21 protein-coding genes are annotated in these 19,816 nt (G+C 32.7%); all 21 read right to left on the reverse strand.

What is annotated here, in order from left to right; genetic code table 11:
• Position 1: 1 nt before the first annotated feature.
• Entirely contained in the window at positions 2–868 is an 867-nt protein-coding gene (gene accD / locus LQK79_RS06685) for an acetyl-CoA carboxylase, carboxyltransferase subunit beta (RefSeq protein ID WP_053240697.1), read from the reverse strand.
• Between the two features lies 1 nt (position 869).
• Positions 870–2,207: an acetyl-CoA carboxylase biotin carboxylase subunit gene (locus LQK79_RS06690; protein ID WP_231016011.1), complete on the reverse strand. Its 1,338-nt coding sequence runs from the start codon at positions 2,205–2,207 to the stop codon at positions 870–872.
• Between the two features lie 18 nt (positions 2,208–2,225).
• A complete protein-coding gene (fabZ, locus tag LQK79_RS06695; protein ID WP_053240695.1) occupies positions 2,226–2,651 on the reverse strand; it encodes a 3-hydroxyacyl-ACP dehydratase FabZ in 426 nt (141 codons plus the stop codon).
• 20 nt (positions 2,652–2,671) lie between these two features.
• Positions 2,672–3,148, reverse strand: a complete 477-nt coding sequence (gene accB / locus LQK79_RS06700; RefSeq protein ID WP_053240694.1) for an acetyl-CoA carboxylase biotin carboxyl carrier protein — start codon at positions 3,146–3,148, stop codon at positions 2,672–2,674.
• A gap of 32 nt (positions 3,149–3,180) precedes the next feature.
• Entirely contained in the window at positions 3,181–4,419 is a 1,239-nt protein-coding gene (gene fabF, locus LQK79_RS06705; RefSeq protein WP_231016012.1) for a beta-ketoacyl-ACP synthase II, read from the reverse strand.
• A gap of 238 nt (positions 4,420–4,657) precedes the next feature.
• On the reverse strand, positions 4,658–5,407 hold the full coding sequence (fabG, locus tag LQK79_RS06710) for a 3-oxoacyl-[acyl-carrier-protein] reductase (protein WP_231016013.1): 750 nt from the start codon (positions 5,405–5,407) through the stop codon (positions 4,658–4,660).
• Positions 5,408–5,435: 28 nt separating this feature from the next.
• Entirely contained in the window at positions 5,436–6,377 is a 942-nt protein-coding gene (gene fabD, locus LQK79_RS06715; RefSeq protein ID WP_231016014.1) for an ACP S-malonyltransferase, read from the reverse strand.
• 6 nt (positions 6,378–6,383) lie between these two features.
• A complete protein-coding gene (gene fabK, locus LQK79_RS06720) occupies positions 6,384–7,343 on the reverse strand; it encodes an enoyl-[acyl-carrier-protein] reductase FabK (protein WP_331000648.1) in 960 nt (319 codons plus the stop codon).
• A gap of 221 nt (positions 7,344–7,564) precedes the next feature.
• Positions 7,565–7,795 (reverse strand): acyl carrier protein, encoded by a 231-nt coding sequence (gene acpP, locus LQK79_RS06725; RefSeq protein WP_231016015.1) that lies wholly within the window; start codon positions 7,793–7,795, stop codon positions 7,565–7,567.
• An 83-nt stretch (positions 7,796–7,878) separates the two neighbouring features.
• Entirely contained in the window at positions 7,879–8,856 is a 978-nt protein-coding gene (locus LQK79_RS06730) for a beta-ketoacyl-ACP synthase III (RefSeq protein WP_231016016.1), read from the reverse strand.
• A 4-nt stretch (positions 8,857–8,860) separates the two neighbouring features.
• On the reverse strand, positions 8,861–9,316 hold the full coding sequence (locus tag LQK79_RS06735) for a MarR family winged helix-turn-helix transcriptional regulator (protein ID WP_231016017.1): 456 nt from the start codon (positions 9,314–9,316) through the stop codon (positions 8,861–8,863).
• Between the two features lie 84 nt (positions 9,317–9,400).
• The gene (locus LQK79_RS06740; RefSeq protein ID WP_231016018.1) at positions 9,401–10,474 is read right to left on the reverse strand and encodes an NAD(P)H-dependent flavin oxidoreductase; all 1,074 of its coding nucleotides are present in this window, start codon (positions 10,472–10,474) and stop codon (positions 9,401–9,403) included.
• Positions 10,475–10,717: 243 nt separating this feature from the next.
• On the reverse strand, positions 10,718–11,323 hold the full coding sequence (locus LQK79_RS06745; protein ID WP_231016019.1) for an HAD family hydrolase: 606 nt from the start codon (positions 11,321–11,323) through the stop codon (positions 10,718–10,720).
• A gap of 221 nt (positions 11,324–11,544) precedes the next feature.
• On the reverse strand, positions 11,545–12,573 hold the full coding sequence (locus tag LQK79_RS06750) for a 3-deoxy-7-phosphoheptulonate synthase (RefSeq protein WP_231016020.1): 1,029 nt from the start codon (positions 12,571–12,573) through the stop codon (positions 11,545–11,547).
• Between the two features lie 182 nt (positions 12,574–12,755).
• Positions 12,756–13,232, reverse strand: coding sequence for a hypothetical protein (locus LQK79_RS06755; protein WP_231016021.1), 477 nt, complete (start codon positions 13,230–13,232; stop codon positions 12,756–12,758).
• Between the two features lie 349 nt (positions 13,233–13,581).
• On the reverse strand, positions 13,582–14,892 hold the full coding sequence (locus LQK79_RS06760) for an ABC transporter permease (RefSeq protein ID WP_231016022.1): 1,311 nt from the start codon (positions 14,890–14,892) through the stop codon (positions 13,582–13,584).
• A gap of 12 nt (positions 14,893–14,904) precedes the next feature.
• Positions 14,905–16,227, reverse strand: a complete 1,323-nt coding sequence (locus LQK79_RS06765; RefSeq protein ID WP_231016023.1) for an ABC transporter permease — start codon at positions 16,225–16,227, stop codon at positions 14,905–14,907.
• Positions 16,217–16,897, reverse strand: a complete 681-nt coding sequence (locus LQK79_RS06770; RefSeq protein WP_231016024.1) for an ABC transporter ATP-binding protein — start codon at positions 16,895–16,897, stop codon at positions 16,217–16,219. Before LQK79_RS06770 ends, LQK79_RS06765 begins: the two co-directional genes overlap by 11 nt.
• 35 nt (positions 16,898–16,932) lie before the next feature.
• On the reverse strand, positions 16,933–17,298 hold the full coding sequence (locus LQK79_RS06775; RefSeq protein WP_231016025.1) for a GntR family transcriptional regulator: 366 nt from the start codon (positions 17,296–17,298) through the stop codon (positions 16,933–16,935).
• A 99-nt stretch (positions 17,299–17,397) separates the two neighbouring features.
• Positions 17,398–18,087: a transglycosylase domain-containing protein gene (locus tag LQK79_RS06780; RefSeq protein ID WP_231016026.1), complete on the reverse strand. Its 690-nt coding sequence runs from the start codon at positions 18,085–18,087 to the stop codon at positions 17,398–17,400.
• 216 nt (positions 18,088–18,303) lie between these two features.
• Entirely contained in the window at positions 18,304–19,545 is a 1,242-nt protein-coding gene (locus tag LQK79_RS06785) for a competence/damage-inducible protein A (RefSeq protein WP_231016027.1), read from the reverse strand.
• Positions 19,546–19,816: the final 271 nt, after the last annotated feature.

Here is a 19,816-nt window from a genome sequence, read left to right on the forward strand (position 1 = left end):
ATCACCTCCTAGCATGCATCTCTAAAATTTTTCCTAAGACTTCTTTTAATTTTTTTCTTTCCACAATTTTATCTACAAAACCATGTTTAAAAAGAAATTCTGAGGTTTGAAAATCCTCTGGAAGCTTTTGATTTATAGTCTGCTCGATTACTCTTCTTCCTGCAAAACCAACAAGTGTTTTAGGTTCTGCAATTATGATATCTCCAAGCATTGCAAAACTTGCCGTTACACCACCTGTTGTTGGATCTGTCAAAATGGATATATACAAGAGTCCATTTTCATCATGTTTTGCAAGTGCAGCACTTGTTTTTGCCATTTGCATTAGTGAAAACATACCCTCTTGCATTCTCGCTCCACCAGATGTCGTAAAAATTATTACCGGAAGCTTTTCTTCGGTGGATTTTTCTATTGCTCTCGTTATTTTTTCTCCCACAACAGAGCCCATACTTCCCATCATAAAATTGCTATCCATAACAGCTATAACCGCTTTCTGCCCATATATATCCCCTCTGCCTGTAACCACAGCATCCTTTAATCCAGTCTTTTCCTGCATGTTTTTTATTTTATCTTCGTATTTATCAAAATCAAGTGGATTAACGGCTGACATATTAGCATCAAATTCTTCAAAAGTACCCTCATCAACTATCATGTCTATTCTTTCTCTAGCATTCACTCTAAAGTGCCCATTACATTTAGGGCAAACCTTAAAATTATCTTGTACATCATTTTTATACAGAATACTCCCACACTTTGGGCATTTAACCCACATGCCATTAGGTATAACCGGCAAATTATTTTCTGTATTTTGAAGCTCATTAAGCCTCTCGCTGCTTACAGTTATATATTTTTTCTTTTTAAACAGAGACATTTTATACCTCCTTCTCTATGAAACTTGTATCATACTTACCTGATACGAATTTTGGATTATTTATAAGATCATATTGAAAATCTATATTTGTATCAACACCATCTATTATAAATTCTCCAAGAGCTCTCTCCATCTTGTTTATAGCCTCATATCTATCTTTGCCATAAACCATTAACTTACCAATCATAGAGTCATAATTCGGTGGTATATCATATCCCTGATAAACAGCTGTATCAAGTCTTACACCTGGTCCACCTGGAACATTAAAATATTTTATTTTCCCTGGAGAAGGCATGAAGCCTTTCTTTGGATTTTCTGCATTTATACGACACTCAATAGCATGCCCTTGTATCTTTATATCTTCTTGTTTAAATGATAATTCCTCTTCGCTGGCAATTTTTATCTGTTCTTTAACAAGATCAATTCCTGTAACAAGCTCTGTAATGCCATGTTCAACTTGTATTCTGGTATTCATTTCCATAAAATAGTAGTTATTATGTTTATCCAGCAAAAATTCTATAGTACCAGCATTTTTATAGTTAACAGCCTTTGCAGCTTTAACTGCAACTTCTCCCATTTCACATCTAAGTTCTTCAGTCATAATAGGAGATGGTGCTTCTTCAAGTACTTTTTGATTTCTTCTTTGCATTGAGCAGTCTCTTTCTCCAAGATAAACTACATTTCCATGTAAGTCTCCAAGTATTTGAAACTCAATATGTCTTGGCTCTTCTATAAACTTTTCCATGTACATAGTATCATCACCGAAGGCTGCTTTTGCTTCAGCTTTAGCTGTTCTAAAGGCTTTTATAATTTCACTTTCTTCTTTTACTATTCTTATGCCTTTTCCTCCACCTCCAGCAGACGCCTTCAGCATAACAGGATATCCTATTTTCTTCGCCTCAGCTACAACTTGCTCTTCAGTATCTACTGTTCCATTTACTCCAGGAATAACTGGTACTCCTGCATTTATCATCATTTCTCTAGCTTTAGCCTTATTGCCTGCGTTTTCAATTGTTTCAGCATCGGGTCCTATGAAAACTATATTACATTCACTGCACATTCTTGCAAACTTTCCATTTTCGGATAAGAATCCGAAGCCTGGATGAATAGCTTGAGCACCAGTAAGAACTGTAGCACTTATTATATTTTCCATGTTAAGATAACTATCTTTTGACTTAGCAGGTCCAATACAAACCGCTTGATCCGCTAAGTAAACATGCATTGATTCTTTATCAGCCTCTGAATACACTGCCACTGTTTCTATTCCAAGTTCTCTACATGCTCTTATTATTCTAACTGCTATTTCACCTCTATTAGCAATTAAAACTTTATTAATCATATTACTCGCTCCATTTCCTTACACTATCATAAATGTAATTTCGGCTTCTACTGCCTTCTCTCCATTAACAGTTGCTACTCCTTTGCCAATTCCAGCTGGTCCTTTAACTTTAACAATTTCAATTTCTAATTTTAAAACGTCACCAGGAACCACCATTCTTCTAAATTTAGCATTTTTTATCCCTCCAAGTATAGGCTTTTTCCCCTTATACTTATCTAAGCTTAAAATTGCAACTCCTCCAAGTTGTGCTAGAGCCTCAACCATAAGAACTCCTGGCATTATTGGTTTTCCTGGATAGTGTCCCTGAAAAATCTGTTCATTCATAGTAACATTTTTATATCCAACTGCTCTTTTTCCAGGTTCAATTTCCTCAACTCTATCTATTAAAAGCATTGGATATCTATGAGGAATAATTTCCATAATCTGTTCTATATTTAAACTCATTAAAAACACCTGCCTCCAATTTACTTCAAAGCTATTTTAAATAGTTCCTGACCATATTCCACCATCTGTTCATCTTCTACTAATATTTCTACTATCTCACCATCTACTTCTGCTTCTATTTCATTCATAAGTTTCATTGCTTCTATTATACAAAGAGCATCACCCTTTTTAACCTTAGATCCAACTTTAACAAAAGCTTCTGTATCAGGGCTTGATGAAGCATAGAAAGTACCGACTATAGGTGAAACAACTGAAACTATGTTTTCATCCTGAACCTTTTTACTTTGATCCTCTTTCTTTTCTACTGTTTCTATTACAGCTTCATCCTGCTTATTTTCAGCTTCAGATAGAACGCATTCTTCGTTTTTTACTTTAGGCTCATCATTGTCATTTCCCTTTTTCATTGTTATTCTCATTCCTTCAGTCTCTATTTCAAGGAATGTAAGCCCAGACTCACCGGCTGTCTTAATAATCTGCTCTATAGCCTTATAATCCATATTATTTAACACTTCCCTTATATCTGCTTAAATTAATCATTATACTTCTTAAAAAGAAGCATAGCATTATGACCACCAAAACCCATAGAATTAGAAAGAGTATACTTTACTTCTGCCTCTCTACCTTTGTTTGGTACATAATCAAGATCGCATTCTTCATCTTTTTCCTTATACCCTATTGTAGGTGGTATAAAGTTATCTTGAATCGCCTTTACACATATTACAGCTTCAATTGCTCCTGCCGCTCCAAGTAAATGGCCTGTCATTGATTTTGTTGAGCTTATAGGAATGTTGTATGCATATTCTCCAAAGGCAGCTTTTATTGCAGCTGTTTCACATTTATCATTATATTGTGTTCCTGTTCCATGTGCATTTATATATGATACTTCTGTTTTGTCTATATTTGCTTCCTCTAATGCAAGCTTCATAGCTCTAGCTGCTCCTTCACCGCCTGGTGCTGGCGAAGTTATATGATAAGCATCTCCAGTTGCTCCATAGCCTACTACTTCAGCATAAATCTTAGCTCCTCTTTTTAGAGCATGCTCAAGTTCTTCTAGAATTACTACTGCTGAACCTTCTCCCATTATAAATCCGTTTCTTTCCTTATCAAAAGGAATAGATGCTCTTAATGGATCTGTACTTTTATTTAAAGTTGTAGATGCAATAAAACCTGCTACGGATAGAGGTGTTATTCCAGCTTCGCTTCCCCCTGAAATCATTACATCTGCATAACCATATTTTATGTTTCTATACGATTCTCCTATAGCATTATTACCAGAAGCGCAGGCTGTAACTATAGTTGTGCAAATACCCTTAGCTCCATACTTTATTGCAACATTGCCAGCTGCCATGTTTGCTATAATCATAGGTATTACCATTGGAGAAACTCTGTTAGGTCCCTTTTCCATAAGCTTTGTATGCTGTTCTTCTATAGTACTTATTCCACCTATACCAGAGCCTAAAATAACACCAAGTCTTTCTTTATCTAAAGTTTCTACATCTAATTTTGAATCTTCCATAGCCTGACTTGCTGCTGCCAAAGCAAATTGACAAAATCTATCAGTTCTTTTTGTTTCTTTCTTTTCCATGTAATCTTCCGGATTAAAGTCTTTAACCTCTGCTGCAAGCTTTGCTTTAAAATCTGTAACATCAAAAGCTTTTATAACATCAATTCCACATTTTCCTTCTTTTATTGAATTCCAAAATGTATCTACATCATTACCAACAGGTGTTATAGCCCCAAGACCTGTTATTACAACTCTTCTATTCATATTTACACCCACTTTTCCTACTATATTTTAACGTATGCTGAAATATTAAAATCGCATGGTTCTTATTCTTACAAGTAACCTATATCAGTGCACAATTCACAGTTCACAATTCACAATGATGGTTGATTTTTCTCCGTAAACGGAGAAAAATCTTAAAAATAATAAGTTGTAAGATTTTCTGCAAATGCAGAAAATCATCCTTCACTATGAATTGTGCATTGTGAACTGTAAACTGTCTTTACATTACCATTCCGCCATCAACCTGCATAACTTGACCGGTTATATATGAAGCCATATCTGAAGCTAAAAATACGACCATATTTGCAACGTCCTCAGCTTCTCCTGGCTTTTTCAATGGTATAGTGCTTAGAATGCTTTCCTTTTGTTTATCTGAAAGCTCATCTGTCATATCACTTTTTATAAAACCTGGTGCTACAGCATTAACTGTAATTCCTCTGCTTCCAAGTTCTTTTGCCAAAGACTTTGTCATTCCTAAAATTCCTGCTTTCGCTGCGCAGTAATTAATTTGCCCTGGATTTCCAACTATCCCCACAACAGAGGAGATGTTTATTATTCTTCCACCTTTGTTTTTTACCATTAGCGGACTCACATGTCTTATGCAGTTAAAAGTTCCTTTAAGATTTACATTTATAACGTCATCAAAATCTTGTTCTTTCATTCTCATTACTAGACCATCTCTTGTTATTCCTGCATTATTAACAAGGATATCAACTTTTCCAAACTCAGATTTTGCCTTTTTTATTACTTCTTCAGCTTCGTCAAACTTACTTATATCTGCTTTTACTGAAACAGCTTTTACTCCTTTAGCTTCTATTTCTTTTATAAGTTCTTCTGTTTCACTTTCACTACTTCTATAATTTAAGACTAAATTAGCTCCCGCATCTGCTAATTTTAGCGCTATTGCTCTTCCAATTCCCCTTCCTGCACCAGTTACTACTGCAACTTTTCCCGAAAGTAACTTTTCCATAATATCCTCCCTCTAACGCCATAAATTTTTATAGGCGTTCTTTTAAATCACAGTTTAACTTATTCAAGCCTTCTACATCCTCAACGTTAAATACCTTTACGCTTCTATCTATTTTCTTTATAAACATTGTTAAGGTCTTTCCTGGCCCGAGTTCAATAAACGTATCAACACCGTCATTTATCATTCTTCTTATGGAATCTTCCCATAATACCGAACTCATAACTTGCCTTCTTAAAAGGTCTTTTACTTCACTTTCACTTTTTATATAATCACCTGTAACATTAGTTATTATAGGTATATTCATTTTTCCTATTGATATCTCTTCAAGCTCACAAGTTAACTTTTTTGCTGCTGAATTTAGCATAGATGTATGAAAAGGCCCACTTACAGAAAGCATAACAACCTTTCTAGCACCTTTTTCTTTTAACTTTTCTGCTGCTATCTCCACAGCTTTCACTTCTCCTGCTATTACTATTTGTCCTGGACAATTATAATTTGCTATTTCAACTATTCCAAAGCTTTTGCATTCCTCTAAGACTTCTTTTATTACCTCTCTATCAAGCCCTAAAACTGCTGCCATAGTTCCTTTACCCTCTGGAACAGCCTCCTGCATATATTTTCCCCTTTTTTTAACAAGTTTAATCGCCTTTTCAAAATCAAAGGTTCCACTGCAAATATGAGCTGTATACTCACCCAAGCTTAAACCAGCAACAACATCAGGACGTATTCCCTTTTCCATAACAACTGCCATAGCCGCTGTACTTACTGCCAATATTGCTGGTTGGGTATTTTCAGTTTTATCGAGTTCTTCCTTACTTCCTTCAAAACATAAATCGCTTATTTTAAAGCCAAGTGCTTCATCCGCTCTTTTAAATATATCCTTACAACAATCAAATTCGTCATAAAGCTTTTTCCCCATTCCAACATACTGTGCACCTTGACCTGCAAAAACAAATGCTATCTTACTCACGCTTATTCACATCCTTTTGCTAATTCCAGCTTCGACTTTTTTTGCCTCGGAAAACATTTCTTTAATTATCTCGCTGCAAGTTTGTTCCCTATTTACAAGACCTGCAATTTGTCCTGCCATAACAGAACCATTGTCAACATCTCCATCTCTTACAGCTCTTGGGAGTGCTCCTCTTCCCAAATTCTCAAATTCCTCTGGCAAGCCACCATTCTTCTCTAAAAGTTGAAATTGTCTTACAAGCTTATTTCTTAAAACTCTTACTGGATGTCCTGTTGGTCTTCCTGTAACCTGTGTGTCTATATCCTTTGCCTTCAAAACCTTATCTTTATAATTTTGATGAACAGTACATTCCTTTGCAACCAAAAATCTAGTTCCAACTTGAACACCAACTGCTCCTAATGCCAATGCCGCAACTACACCTCTTCCATCTCCTATACCTCCTGCTGCAATAACAGGTATATTTACAGCGTCAACAACTTGTGGAACAAGAGCCATGGTAGTTAATTCTCCAACGTGTCCTCCGGATTCACATCCTTCAGCAATTACTGCATCTACACCGCATCTTTCCATTCTTCTAGCAAGTGCTACTGATGCTACAACAGGAATCACCTTTATATTGTTTTCTTTCCACATTTCTATATATTTACCTGGATTACCTGCTCCTGTAGTTACAACTTTTACGCCTTCCTCACAAACCATTTTTGCAACTTCTTCAGCATTATCACTTAAAAGCATTATATTTACACCAAAAGGCTTATCTGTCAATTCTTTTGTCCTTCTTATTTGCTCTCTTACATATTCCGTAGGTGCATTGGCAGCCGCTATAATTCCAAGTCCTCCTGCATTTGATACTGCTGAGGCAAGAGAACTATCTGCTACCCAAGCCATACCCCCTTGAATTATAGGGTACTCTATACCAACCATATCACAAAATAATGATTTCAAATTAACTTCCTCCCACTTAATCAGAGTACAGTTGACAGAGTATAAAGTACAGTTAAGGAAAATTTTTCTGCCAAAAACAGGAAATTTATTCACATAATTTAATTAAAGATTTATCCGACATAAGGAAGATAAATCAACCTTCACTGTACTTTGTTTTCTATACTTTGCGCTCTTGTTTTTCTACGATTACTTGTAAAATCTTAATAATCAAAATTCAAATATTTCATATATATAAAAAAGTATTATTCCTCGCCAGTTTTTTCTTGAATAAATTTTACTGCATCACCAATCGTATTTATATCATCTGTATCTTCTATTTGAATATTAAACTCATCTTCAAGTTCCATAATTATCTGAAATAAATCCAATGAATCCGCATTTAAATCCCCTTGAAAAGATGTTTCCATTGTAAGTGTCGATGTATCTACCCCTAGTTGTTCTGCCGTTATTGATTTTATTTTTTCAAATATCATAATTTGCCTCCTAATATATTAATTTGGAACTTTGTTTTAAATAAGTGTTAATTTCTAAATTTCTTTAAAACAAAGCACGATTTTTAAATTGTCCATTTAACTAATACAGATCCCCAAGTAAGTCCTCCTCCAAAGCCTACAAATATAACTTTGTTTCCTTTTTTTAAGAGACCTTGTTTATTCATTTCATCTAATGCAAGAGGAATACTTGCCCCTGATGTGTTTCCATACTTGTTCAAATTCACAAAGAATTTATTCATATCTATTTTTAATTTTTTAGCTACAAATTCTATTATTCTTATATTTGCCTGATGAGGAACAATATAATCAATATCTTCAATGCTGTTTTGAGTTGTTTCAAGTACTTTTTCAATTGAGCTAGCCATTACTTTTACTGCAAACTTAAAAACATCCTTGCCACTCATAGTAATTTTATCTTTTACATCCAAGCTATTATACATAAATGGATTTTTATTTTGAGCAGCAAAACAGTGTAAAAATTCTCTTCCTTTTACACCATCCGAAGCCATATAGGTTTTTATTATTCCCTCTTCTCCAGCCCTTAAAACCATAGCCCCTGAACCATCTCCAAAAAGAACACAGGTATTTCTATCCTTCCAATCCATTATCTTAGACAAAACCTCTGCTCCTACTACAAGTGCGTTTTTATACTCACCCGTTTTTATATATTGAACAGCTGTATTAAGAGCAAATATAAATCCCGTACAAGCTGCACTCACGTCAAAACACACAGCATTAGTTGCCCCTATTAATTCTTGGACAATGCAAGCTGTAGATGGTACATAAGAATCTGGACTAGTAGTTGCAATTATTATAAGATCTATGTCTTTAGCATCCAATTTGGCACTTTTTAATGCCTCTAATGCTGCTTTTGCAGCTAAATCAGATGTATTCTCACCTAAGGAAATTCTTCTTTCACTTATACCTGTTCTTGTTGATATCCATTCATCACTAGTTTCAACTATAGTAGATAATTCATCATTTGTAACTATTCTTTGTGGAACATAACTTCCTGTCCCTATAATTTCAACATTTTTCACTTTATCAGCCCTTTTTTATATTGTATTTTGATCTGAAAAACTCATTTAATTTTTCAAGTGCAGAAGTAAGCACATTTTCTTCCTCTTCACTAAGTCCTTCGATAGTAGACTTAACCATATCAGAATGAAATTTTTTATGGATTCTATAAGCCAGCTTTCCTTTTCTTGTAAGTGCTATCTTTACGACTCTCCTATCCTTATCCCATCTCTGTCTTTCAACATATCCCTTTTTCACAAGATTACCTATGGCAATTGTAAGTGTACCAACCGTTATCCCTAGATCGCTTGCTACTTCAGACATAGTTCTAGGCACATACATACCTATAGCTTCTATCGTGTGCATTTCTGTAATAGAAATATCACTGAATGCTCCTTCTTTAAGTGCTGTTTGTTCTATAGTTAAAATATCATTAAAAAGCTCAACTAAAACCTCATTAATAACACTAATTGTTTTATTCACATTTATCACCATTTCATTTTGATAATCGAATATTTTGATAATCAAAGTATATATTAATTAGAAAATTATGTCAATGCTGTTACATTATAAATTTTTTTCAGCATCTTCTACAAGTTCCTTCATAAGCTCCGAAACTTTTACAATTTTATTGATTTTATAAGATTTTGCTCCTGTAAACACAAGTGCATCATCAATATCTCCATTAACAGCATTTATAAGTGCTTTTGATATACAATATGGAGTATTTTTAGGATTACATGGTTTTAAACAATTGTAACATTTCTTGATTGCAACACCATCACCATGAACATTTTTTATAAAATTATTATTCAATGCTCTTCCCGGCATACCAACAGGACTTTTAACTATTTTTATATCACTTTCCTTAGCATTAACAATAGCCATTTTATATTTTATATCGGCATCACATTCTTCTGTTGCTATAAATCTAGTTGCCACTTGTACCCCTGCTGCACCAAGTTTTATATACTCAGCAATTTCCTTTCCTTCTGAAATTCCTCCGCCACATATGACAGGAATCTTTCTCCCATACTTTTCTCCAAAAGGCTTTACCGCCTCAATAACTTCCACAAGTATATCTGAAAGTTTTCTTTTTTTGCCATCTTCAAGTTCCTCTGGCTTAAATCCTAGATGTCCACCTGCTTCCGGTCCTTCAACTACAACCAAGTCTGGTATTCTTTTATGATGCTTATCCCAAAGTTTGCATATTACTGATGCTGCTTTACCAGATGATGCTATAGGAGCTATTTTCACATTACTTCCTTCGACAAGTTTAGGTAAGCTGGTTGGAAGTCCTGCTCCAGATACAATCATATCTATACCTGCATCTACAGCGGCCTTTACAAGGTCATCATAATGATTTAAAGCCACCATAAGATTTACAGCAATTATTCCTTTTGGACTAATTTCTCTTGCTTTTTTTATATGTTTTTTTAATGCTCTTATATTTGCATCTAATGTATTCACCTCAAAATCAGGCTCATCAAATCCAATTTGAACTCCTGATATAGTTCCTACTCCTCCGCAGTTTGCTACTGCTCCTGCTAGTCCTGAACGTGATATACCAACTCCCATTCCGCCCTGCACTATTGGCACCTCGGCTTTTAATTCTCCAATTAGTAAAGGAGGTAATTTCATTCTAATCTCTCCCTTTTAAAGAGTCACTGTATTGAAACTTAATTTATACATGTTTCAAAATGATATATCCAAGGCATTATGAGACATGTATAAATTAAAAGTTGAGTCGGCAACTCTATATTTTATATTGATATTCAGATATTTTGATAATCAAAGTATATACAAAAAGAATATTAGTGTCAACTAATATCCTTTTCAAAATATATTAATAATATGTAACTTTTAACCAAGTCACTTTAATTCCTAGACCACCACTCCTATTTCTTCTAACTCTCTCTCCATAGTTTCAAACCCTTTAAACACAACTCCATGAAGTCCAAGTTTTTTTGCCGCCTCAATATTTTGCAGCGTATCATCTATAAATACACTTTCATCTGGCTTTAAATTATACTTATCCATTAAAGCCTTATATATTGCAGGTTCTGGTTTTAATAGCTTAACTCTATAAGATATAATCTCTCCATCTACATTTCTTATAAAATCATATTTGCTGCTTATAAGTTCAAATGCCTTTAAATGATAATTAGAAAGTAAATATATCTTATATCCTTTTTTCTTCATGCTTTTTAAAAATTCTGAAGTTCCTTCAACAGGTAAGTGCATCTCACACCAAGTTGCCATAACTTCTTTTATCTCATTTTCGTGTTTAGGATCTCTGCTGCAAAATCTATCAATTGCCTCTTCATCCGTAATTGTTCCCCTATCAAGTTCAATCCATTCTTTACTTAGAAAAATATTTTTATATAAAGAATTTACTAATTTTTCATCTTTAAAATTGTTTTTAAGAAATTCCATTGGTGTAAATTTCAAAAGAACATTTCCAATATCAAAAATTATGTTTTTAATCAATCTAACCATCCCCATTCCAGAGTATAGATGACAGAGTACAAAGTACAATGAAGGATGATTTATTCTCCTCACGTCAGATAAATTTTTAAACTTATAAAATATAATGATGTTCAGCTAAACTGAACAAATTAGGCGTCACACTTTAAGTTCTAAAATTTTCTGTAAAAACAGAAAGTTAACCTTCACTGTACTCTGTTCTCTGTACTTTGTACTCTATTTTACTATAAGTTTTCTGCAATGAAATATATTAGCTTTTCGCTGTCTTCCCAGCCAATACATGGATCTGTTATTGATTTTCCAAATACATTTTCTCCTATTTCCTGTCTTCCACTCTCGATATAGCTTTCAATCATAAGGCCTTTAACCATGTTTTTTAAAGTAGGGTTGTATTTTCTACTCATCAAAACTTCCCTAGCAATTCTAGGCTGCTCCATATGTTTCTTCATAGAATTTGCATGGTTACAATCTACAATTATTGCTGGATTAGTAAGCTTCATTTCCTGATAGCTATTTGCAAGCTGCACTAAATTCTCATAATGATAATTTGGAATGCTCCCCCCATCAGAATCCACTGCTCCTCTTAATATTGCATGTGCAAGTGGATTTCCAGTACTTTTAACTTCCCAGTTGTTATATATAAAATCATGGCTTAATTGGGCTGCTTTAATTGAATTAAGCATTACCGAAATATCTCCACAAGTTGGATTTTTCATTCCAACGGGTATATCAACCCCACTAGCTGTAAGTCTATGCTGCTGATTTTCCACAGAACGGGCACCTACTGCCACATAACCTAACACATCAGATAAATATGCATGATTTTCAGGGTACAACATTTCATCTGCTGCTGGCATATGAAAATCTGTAAGTGCTTTTATATGCAGATTTCTTATAGCTGTAATTCCTTCTGATAAATCCGGCGCTTTATTTGGATCAGGTTGTGACATCATGCCTTTATACCCTTCACCTGTAGTTCTTGGTTTATTTGTATAAATTCTTGGTACAATTATAATTTTATCATTAACCTTTTCTTGAACTTTTGCTAATCTTCCTATATATTCACAAACAGAATCCTCATTATCTGCAGAACAAGGTCCTATAATCAATACAAATTTATCATTTTTTCCTTCAAAAACGCTTTTTAGTTCATCAATCTTAACTTTTCTAATTTCTGCTGCTTCTTTAGAGAGCGGAATACTTTCCCTCACCTCTTGTGGATTTGGTAGTTTCTTTTCAAATTTTAAGTTCATTAAAATAGCCTCCAGTAATTGTTTTTTTATTCTTATAGACGAACAACTTGAAAGGATAAACTTGGGATTTTCAAGCTTCACGTTGTCTATCTATAAAAACCCCTAATCCTTTTATACTACATTTTACGAAAATTTGCACGAATTAATTTCCGTTTATGCTTGAATTAGCAGCAAGTTAAAATCTACCATTTGCTTTTTAACACCTCTTCAAGCTTTCTAATTTGTTCTGTTTTATAGTTAATCATATTTGCTAATACTTCATATGTTATTTTATTAACATCATCTTCACTTTTCACAAGCCTACCTTGAATATCTATAAATAATGTGCGAACATCTCTCTGAAAATCAAGTAAATTTCTAAAGTAATCCTTAGCATTGGTAAATTCTAAAGAATAAATTCTTTGATTAAACTGATTCACCAAAAACGATATTTTATCATACGTTCTAACATCAATTTCCTCAGCATCCTTGTTTTTTATTATTTCTTTTGATTGTTCATAATGCCTCATAGTTTTATGTGCTGCTTTTATAACAACTTTAGATATTACTTTTACATATGGTACATTTTCATTTTCTTTTTCTATTTTTTCATATTCTTTTATTCTTTTAGTTAAAATTTCTATAGCCTTATCTACTATATCTATAATATTATATCCCATAAATATTCCACTCCATATCTTATGCTTCTAGAACGTGATGTTGCACTATCTTTATGATATACGAAGATTGATTAATAGTCTACATAATTAATTATTTAAATATAACCATTCCTTGTACTATTGTTTCTGAAACTATATATAGTTTTAACTAAATACACAAAAAATAATGCTTTAAAAAGTTTACAAAAAAACAGCAGATAGCCTTGTACAAAACAAAACTATCTACTGTCCTTATTAAAAGTTATTTTATAGAATTACCAGTTCAACTATTAATTTATACATATACCATAATACCTTGAAGATTGCCATTTTCAAACATGCATAAACTAAGTTTTACCTTGGTAATTCTTTATTCAAATCTTAAAGATTCAACAGGATTTAATTTTGCAGCTTTTCCTGCTGGAACGAGTCCTGCTACCATAGCTACAACAACTGTAAATATTATTGTAAATATTACTGTAGAAACTCTAATGTCAATTAAAGTCATTCCTTCTTCAATCCCACCTATTTTATTCGCAACTATAATCTTATTTGCAATTGCTGAACCAACTAATGCAATTACAGTTCCTGCTACTGATCCAACAAGTCCGAGACTGCCAGATTGAACCACAAACATAGATCTTATATTTTTTCTTGAAGCTCCCTGTGCCTTCATTATTCCTATAGATTTTGTCTTTTCATGCACTGCCATAGACATTGTATTTATAACTCCTATTGATGCAACTAAAAGTACTATAATTCCTGCTGCTGTTAAAAGCACTTTAAATATTACAAGCATAGAATTCATTTGAGTTGCATAACTTTCTGATGCTATTGTCACATATCCTAACTTCTTTATTTTACTATTTACCTTCGAAACATCTTCCATTGTCTTTGCTTCAACAGTTACACTATCATACCCCTTAGTTTGTAAGTAATTCTTTGTTTCCATGTAATATTCTTGAATTTTTGCTGATGTTTCATCTGATGTAATAATTACATTTCTACCAGAATTGTATGCTCTGTTTACTGCTCCAGCTACTTTTGCTTTTATTACAAGCGGCTGTTTTTCTGGCATTCCTTGCATTTTAGGAAATGAAACCTTTATTTCTATATCTTTTCCTACTGCACTCTTATAGTCTTTTAATCCTATTTTATTTAGGTATCCTTGTCCTACAAGAACAAAATCATTATATCCCTGCTTTAAGCTATTTCCTGCAATTACAAATTTATCGCCATATTTTTTAACCTTATCCTTATTTCCTTTAAGCTGATTTTTTTCTGCATCCATAACTATGTTAAAATTCAAATTATTACCCTGGATATTAACTTTTTTGCCTACTTTATTGTCTATTTTAACTTCAGTAGCTGTAGTATCAATTGATGCTGAAACACCTGATACACCGTTTATAGCTTTGAATTTATTAAGCATATCTTGATCAATCTTCTTATCCTTCGTATTACCTTTTCCTAAATCTTGCTGAGGTTTTACAGTTATTTCTCTAAATCTGTCCATGTTCTTCATCTGATTATTTGTTATTGTTTGAATTCCTTGTCCAAGTCCAGCCATTACTATTACAAGCGTTGCTCCTATTGCTATACCAAAAGAGGTTAATGCTGTACGCAGCTTTCTTTTATTAAGATCGCTAAAAGCCATTTTAACATTATCATTTAATTTCATCTAATTCGCCCCCTATGAATTTAATGCTTCTACAGGATCCATTTTTGATGCTTTTCTTGATGGATATATTCCTGCAATTATGCAAATTACAATTGAAAATGCCAAAGTTCCAAGTATTAACCATAAGGGCATTGTAATATTAACAGTTTGAGTTATTTTCTTACTTTTAAGATATACTTTAAGCGCAAAGTTAATTATACCTACGTTTGCACTGCTAAATATTAGTCCCATTATTCCACCAATAAGGCCAATTATCCCTGCTTGGGCTAAAAATACACCGTGAATATTACTTCTATTTGCTCCAATAGATTTCATTATTCCTATTGATTTAGTTCTTTCATATATAACCATTGTCATAGTATTTACTGTACCAACAGCTGCAACAAATAATACTATTAATCCAAGTACTGCAAGTATAACTTTTATAATTTTAAACGCATTTTTCACCTGCTGCACAGCTTCATAGTAGCTACTGCTAGCATAATTAATTCTTTTTATTGAATTAGTTATGCTTGAGACATCATCAATACTTTTAGCATGTATGATTACACCATCATAGCCTTGATTTTTTAAATAATTATCTTGAAGAGAATAGTAGCTTTTTAATTTATCTGCAATATTTATAGCTACTATCACATGATTTCCATTTACGAACTTATTATTTATTACTCCAACCACTTTTCCTTTTATGGAATATGGCTGCAATGTAATATTTTGATTTTCTGTTTTAGTTTCTGTAATAGTTACTTCTTTCCCTATTACACTTTTATAATTCTTTATTCCCATAGCCTTAAGATAATCTTCAGATATAAGCACACCATCTTTATCTGCGCTAGTTAAATTTCTTCCAAAAGCTATTGGTTGAAGCTTATCGTTTTTGTTGTTTTTTCTTACTGATGCAAGGCTATCTTTACTAAATGCACTGTTATTATTGTATAATGCTAAGATTGGGGTTTCATTTTTATTTTCTTTATCATCTATTTTAATGCTATTTACATTAACTGAAATATTAGCTTGAACATCATTTACACCTTTTATATTTGAAAATTTCTTCATAGCTTTATCATCTATTTTTTTGAACATCTCACTTGGATCTATATCCCTATAATCCGTATTATTAATGTCAAAATATTTCATATTCATTACTTGGATTTCCTTTAAGGATGGACTATCTTGTACTTTATCCAAAATAAGACTTTCCCCTGAGGTTCCAAGGCTAACTAGCGTAACTATAAGCATAGTACCAACTGCAACGGCTAAAGCTGTCAAGAAGGTTCGTCCTTTTCTTCTACCTAGGTCTCTTGATGCCAACTTTATTCCATCTCTAAATTTCATCCTTTGACACCTCCTGAACCTCTCCATCTTTTATTTTTATTACTCTTTTTGATTTTTTAGCTTCTTCCATATTGTGTGTTACCATTATTATTGTATATCCTCTTGAATTTAAATCATTCAAAAGCTTCATTATAAGTTCTCCGTTTTTAGAATCAAGATTTCCTGTAGGTTCATCTGCAAATATTATTTGAGGTTCATTTACAAGCGCTCTTGCAATGCTAACTCTTTGTCTTTGTCCTCCTGACATTTCAGTTGGCTTATGCTTTATCTTATCTCCAAGTCCAACTGCTTCAAGTGCATTCTTTGCCTTTTCTTTTCTTTCTTTCCCACCTATTCCTGCAAATATAAGCGGCATCATTACATTTTCAAGTGCTGTTTGAGTATTTTCAAGATTAAAAGCTTGAAATACAAAGCCTATAGTCTCATTTCTATACTTAGACATTTCTTTATCTTTTAATTTACTTATATCCTTATTATCAATATAAATGCTTCCAGAGGTTGGAGTATCTAATCCTCCTACAAGATGCATAAGTGTTGATTTTCCCGAACCAGAAGGGCCAACTATGGCTACAAATTCACCATCATTTATTTTTAAACTTACATTATTTAATGCGGTAACCCTTTCCTTTCCCATTTTATAAACTTTTGATACGTTTTTTACTTCTATCATAATTAACCCTCCACAATTTATTTTTAGACTTTGTTTTAAATACTGTCTATTTTCTTATTAATCTTAGTTATTATTTCATCATTATTAAATCCTATATTTTTCATCTTATCTATAAATTCATCTATTATTTTTTCTGCTGTTTCTCTTTTTAAACTCATTATAATAGCTGCATCATTTTCAATAAAAGTTCCCATACCTCTTTGAACATATACTATGCCTTCTCTTTCCATTTCTTTATAAACCCTTTGTATGGTATTAGGATTAACTTTAAACTGGTTTGAGAGTTCCCTTATAGAAGGAAGCTTTGATCCCTTATTTATTTTTCCTAGAATAATCTCCTTCTTTAAATAGTCCATTATTTGAATGTATATTGGTATCTCATTACTAAATTTTATATTCACCCTATCCCTCCTAAAACCAATATTCTAGTGTACTATACATATAGTACACTAGAATATTGAATATGTCAATACTTAAAAATATTTATTAGATAAATAAGCTTAATTTATAATTAGCAGTTCATTCCAAGCCATTTCTCGAGTTTTTTTATTAACAAAACCTCTTGCAACCATTGCATTTAGTACCATTTTCTGTCTTTTTTTAGCTACATCTATATGCTTTTCAGGATTATAATTATTGGGGGATTGAGGTATTCCTGCAAGCATTGCACACTCTGCTAGTGATAATTTTTTTAAATCTTTATTAAAATACTTTTTACTTGCATTCTCTATACCATAAGTGTTTGACCCATAGTATATTACATTTAGATACATTTCTAATATTTGCTTTTTCGTATATCTACTTTCCAGTTCAATAGTAAAAAATATCTCTTTAAATTTTCTTTTTATCGTCTTATCATTGGACAAAAATAAATTTTTGGCTAATTGCTGACTAATTGTACTTCCGCCTTCTTTAAACTTACCTTCTCTTATATCCATATACAAAGCTCGTCCAATTGATATGAAATCAAACCCATCGTGTTCATAAAACCTTCTATCTTCAACGGCCACAACTGCATTTTTTAAATTATTTGGCATATTGTCTATAGTTGTGTAGTTTGGTACTCTTGCTGAAATTTGATTTATTAAATTATCATTCATAACATACTTAGAATTATTCTTTTCATACATGTAATGAATTGACGTATTTAAAAACAAAAGAGTTATTAAAAAAATACATATTTTCCTCATATGTTATCATCTCCTTAACGCTTATGTTTCACCTATTATTTTAATTAATTATAATACCATTACATATTGTTTTATATTACATTTACATTACACTTTTGTAATAATAAAAAAGTAGTGTACTATTAATATAGTACACTGATACATTGTTATTGTCAATAGAAATAAAAAAAGATGGTGCTGCATTAGCATATTTTTTTATGCTAATGCGACACCCTCTTACTCTTTACTCTGAATTAGTTCCCTCCTGATCCAATCAAGTACAATATTTACGACTCTATTTCTAACCTTTTGCCTATCTCCAGGAATATTAAGCTTTCTAGTTTTAACTTTTCCATTTATATATAATCCAATATATACAAGTCCTACAGGCTTTTCTTCAGTTCCACCGCCAGGGCCTGCTATTCCCGTAGTCGACACACCTATATTTGTATGTGAGGTTTTAGCTATACCTTCTGCCATTTCTGCTGCTGTTTCACTACTTACCGCTCCAAACTTATCTAAAGTCTCCTTCTTTACTCCAAGCCTATTCATCTTTGCTTCATTACTATATGTTACAGCACCTTCCATAAAAACCTCTGAAATACCCGGGTAATTTACAAATCTTCCAGCAAGAAATCCTCCCGTACATGATTCTGCTGTTGATATTGTAATTTTATTTTCTATTAGGAGCTTTCCGACCACCTCTTCAAGGGAGGTATTATCAACTCCATATACATTATCTGCTAGTCTATCACGAACCTCTCTTTCCATAGGCTCTATTAGCCTTAATGCTTCCTTCTCAGTTTTAGCACTAGCTGTTATTCTAAAAGTAACTTCATTGTCTTTTGCATAAGGAGCTATTGTAGGATTAGTTTGTTTATCCATTATATCTTGAATTCTTTCAGCTGCATTTCCCTCTCCTATTCCAGTTACTCTTAAAACCTTTGAAACAATTATGGATTCCTGATACCTTTTAAGATATGGGACAACATAGTTTTTAAACATAGGCTCAACTTCTCTTGGTGGACCAGGAAGCAGTATTACAATTTTATTATTTTCATTGATTATACATCCAGGAGCAGTACCATAATCATTCTTAAGTATTGTACATCCCTCTGGGAAATAAGCCTGCTTTTTATTATTTTCGCTTATCTCTACCCCTAATTTATTAAAATATTTAGCAATCAAATCATATGATTCTTCATCAAAAATAAGTTTTTTTCCAAAGTACTCAGCTGCAGTTTCCTTTGTTAAATCGTCCTTAGTAGGTCCAAGCCCTCCTGTAGTTATGACTATATCAGCTCTTTGAATGGCAAATTCAAACTCTTTTTTAAGCCTATCAACATTATCTCCTACAACTGCTTGATGATAAATTGAAAAACCCATGTTAGCTAATTCCTTAGACAAAAATTGAGCATTTGTATTTAAAATATCTCCAAGTAAAATTTCCGTTCCTACACATAATATTTCAGCTTTCACTTTTAATTCGCCTCCTATATAGATAAATAACATTAAATGTTGAAATCCCTAGCACCAAATTTATCCTGTTAAACTGGAATCTGTGAAGTAGCAATGCTTCGTCTCGTTAAAAAAATCCTATAAATCTAAGGTTCAAAAATCATAAAATACTAATATATTTCAATAACTCGCTATTGCTCAGACAGATTGAAATATCTAAGTATTTTACAATTTTTAAACCAAGATTTATTAGAATTTTTTTAAATCATTCCTTCAGCATTGTTACTTCACT

Source organism: Clostridium guangxiense (genome assembly GCF_021043395.1).
Lineage (GTDB): Bacteria > Bacillota > Clostridia > Clostridiales > Clostridiaceae > Clostridium_S > Clostridium_S guangxiense.

Excerpts from the sequence above, each read along its gene's own strand:
- accD (WP_053240697.1), bottom strand. The coding sequence starts at position 868 with ATGTCTCTGTTTAAAAAGAAAAAATATATAACTGTAAGCAGCGAGAGG.
- LQK79_RS06755 (WP_231016021.1), bottom strand. The coding sequence starts at position 13,232 with ATGGGATATAATATTATAGATATAGTAGATAAGGCTATAGAAATTTTA.
- LQK79_RS06740 (WP_231016018.1), bottom strand. The coding sequence starts at position 10,474 with ATGAAATTACCTCCTTTACTAATTGGAGAATTAAAAGCCGAGGTGCCA.
- acpP (WP_231016015.1), bottom strand. The coding sequence starts at position 7,795 with ATGATATTTGAAAAAATAAAATCAATAACGGCAGAACAACTAGGGGTA.
- fabF (WP_231016012.1), bottom strand. The coding sequence starts at position 4,419 with ATGAATAGAAGAGTTGTAATAACAGGTCTTGGGGCTATAACACCTGTT.
- LQK79_RS06750 (WP_231016020.1), bottom strand. The coding sequence starts at position 12,573 with ATGAACTTAAAATTTGAAAAGAAACTACCAAATCCACAAGAGGTGAGG.
- LQK79_RS06760 (WP_231016022.1), bottom strand. The coding sequence starts at position 14,892 with ATGAAATTAAATGATAATGTTAAAATGGCTTTTAGCGATCTTAATAAA.
- LQK79_RS06780 (WP_231016026.1), bottom strand. The coding sequence starts at position 18,087 with ATGAGGAAAATATGTATTTTTTTAATAACTCTTTTGTTTTTAAATACG.
- LQK79_RS06770 (WP_231016024.1), bottom strand. The coding sequence starts at position 16,897 with ATGATAGAAGTAAAAAACGTATCAAAAGTTTATAAAATGGGAAAGGAA.
- LQK79_RS06765 (WP_231016023.1), bottom strand. The coding sequence starts at position 16,227 with ATGAAATTTAGAGATGGAATAAAGTTGGCATCAAGAGACCTAGGTAGA.
- accB (WP_053240694.1), bottom strand. The coding sequence starts at position 3,148 with ATGGATTATAAGGCTATAGAGCAGATTATTAAGACAGCCGGTGAGTCT.
- fabG (WP_231016013.1), bottom strand. The coding sequence starts at position 5,407 with ATGGAAAAGTTACTTTCGGGAAAAGTTGCAGTAGTAACTGGTGCAGGA.
- LQK79_RS06690 (WP_231016011.1), bottom strand. The coding sequence starts at position 2,207 with ATGATTAATAAAGTTTTAATTGCTAATAGAGGTGAAATAGCAGTTAGA.
- fabZ (WP_053240695.1), bottom strand. The coding sequence starts at position 2,651 with ATGAGTTTAAATATAGAACAGATTATGGAAATTATTCCTCATAGATAT.